This is a genomic window from Actinotalea ferrariae CF5-4 (assembly GCF_000603945.1).
Classification (GTDB): domain Bacteria; phylum Actinomycetota; class Actinomycetes; order Actinomycetales; family Cellulomonadaceae; genus Actinotalea; species Actinotalea ferrariae.
On record NZ_AXCW01000379.1, the window covers coordinates 1 to 2208 of the forward strand.

Below are 2208 nucleotides of genomic sequence, written 5' to 3' on the forward strand. Positions count from 1 at the left end.
GTCCAGGAGGTCCATGCCGGAGGCCTCGACGTGCTCGAGCAGGGCGGTCCGGTACAGCTCGGTGCGCCCGGTCTCGTGGCGCTCGGGCGTCCGGGCGAGCAGGTGCTCGATCCGGTGCTTCGAGACGTCGGCGGGGGTCGGGAGGGTGACCTCCTCCAGCCGCTGGCGGGTGGTCCGCTCGATGGCGCGGAGCTTGTGCCGCTCCTTGGGCGTCACGAACGTCAGCGCGCGCCCCTCGCGCCCCGCCCGCCCCGTGCGGCCGATGCGGTGCACGTACGCCTCGGGCTCCCCGGGCACGTCGAAGTTGATCACGAGGCCGACGCGCTCGACGTCCAGCCCCCGTGCCGCGACGTCCGTCGCGACGAGCGTGTCCAGGGCACCGCTGCGCAGCCGGTCGATGATCCGCTCGCGGTCCTTCTGGGCCACGTCGCCGGAGATCGTCGCCGCGGAGAGGCCTCGCGCGACGAGCGCGAGCCCGACCTCGTCCGCCGCGCTGCGCGTCCGCGTGAAGACGATCGCCGCCCCGGCGTCGGCCGTGGCCAGGACGCGGGCGAGGGCACCGATCTTGTGCCGGTGGGGCACCACGGCGTACGTCTGCCGGACCGCGGAGACCGTCGAGGACTCGCGGTCGACCGCGACGCGGACGGGGTCGACGAGGTGCTTCGAGGCGACCGCGACGATCGCGGGCGGCATCGTGGCCGAGAACAGGGCGACCTGGCGGCGCTGGGGCGCCGCGCCGAAGATCCGCTCCACGTCCTCGGCGAAGCCCATGCGCAGCATCTCGTCGGCCTCGTCGAGGACGAGCATGCGGATCGCGTCCAGGGTGAGGGTCCTGCGGTCCAGGTGGTCCATGACGCGGCCGGGGGTCCCGACCACGACCTGTGCGCCGCCGGCGATCGCCCGCTGCTGGGGGAGGAAGGGCGCTCCGCCGTAGACGGCGACGACCCGTACGCCGGGTGTCCGGCGGGCGAAGCCGGTCAGCGCCTCCGCGACCTGCTGGGCGAGCTCCCGGGTCGGCGTCAGGACGAGGGCCTGCACGCCGCGGGTGCCCGGGTCGACGGCCGCCAGGAGGGGCAGGCCGAACGCGGCGGTCTTGCCGGTCCCGGTCTGCGCGACGCCCGTCACGTCGTGGCCGGCGAGCAGCACCGGGATGGTCGCCTCCTGGATCGGCGTGGGCCGCACGAAGCCGAGGTCGAGCACCGCCTGGAGAAGGGGTTCGGGCAGGCCCAGGTCCGCGAGGTCGGCGAGGCGGTCCTCCGCACCCGGGGTGCCGGCGGACGCGGTCGGCGTCGTCGCCGGGGTCGGGCCCCCGACCTCGGGGGTCCCGTCGGGGGAGGGGGTGGCGGCAGACATGGGGCGTCCCGTTCGGTCGTGGAGGGGCGGAGCGCCGGGCACGACGCGAGCGCCCCCAGTCTACGGGCCTGGGGTCTGCCCGCGCCCGGGTCCGAGGCCATGGCCCGCGGTGACCTCGATCACCTGGATCCGGTCCTTCGGGGACCTTGTAACCCTCACCACAAGGTTCGGAACTGGTGGCAGGGGCGCCGCCGTTGACCACGATCTGGACAGACCCGTACCGTTCGGTAACCCGGCCGGCGACCTCGGCCGGGCCGAGCGGCGGGCGACCAGCCCGCGGGACCGGTCGTCGGCGCGGCCGCCACCGGGTCCCGCAACCGCAGCGCTGCGGACCGACGACGCCGTCGGTGCGCCGGACGAAGGGACCACCACCCATGCTCGCCACCCGTACCGACGTGCTCGTGCGCACGGTCCACGACGCGCTCACCCCCGAGGACGAGGCGCGTCTGGACGAGGGCGCCGGTCTGGTGGTCGTGGGGGGAGGCGCCTGGGACCCGACGCTCCTGGCCCGGGTCACGCGGGCGGGCATCCTCCCGCGGCCCTGCGAGCCGGAGCGGACCGGCCTGGCCGGCGACCGGGCGGGCCTGTCCGCCGTGACGGCGGAGGACCTGCTGGCCCGCGTCGAGGCCGCCGAGGGGACGGTCGGCGCGTCGCTCGAGCTCTCCTCCGGTGCGGCACCGCTCCTGCGGTCCGGCCGCGGCGTCGTCGTCGCGGCGGTGGCGGACCGGGCTCCCGGGCGCGTCGCCGTCGTGGCCGCGGACCTGCCGGAGGCCCGGTGGGTGCAGGAGCTCGTCCACAACCTCTGGACGTGGGTCGCGCCCCGGGCCGCCGCCCTCGCCCCGGCCGCCGAGCGGG

The 2208-nt window shown here is 76.5% G+C and carries 2 protein-coding genes; one reads left to right on the plus strand and one right to left on the minus strand.

Annotated elements, in window-relative coordinates; genetic code table 11:
* Positions 1–1353 (minus strand): DEAD/DEAH box helicase (locus tag N866_RS17970; RefSeq protein ID WP_155855469.1); only part of this gene is annotated, 1353 nt, incomplete at its 3' end.
* 374 nt (positions 1354–1727) lie between these two features.
* On the opposite strand from N866_RS17970, the gene N866_RS17975 reads away from it, so the two are divergent.
* On the plus strand, positions 1728–2208 hold a 481-nt coding region (locus N866_RS17975), incomplete at its 3' end, for a hypothetical protein (RefSeq protein WP_034229239.1).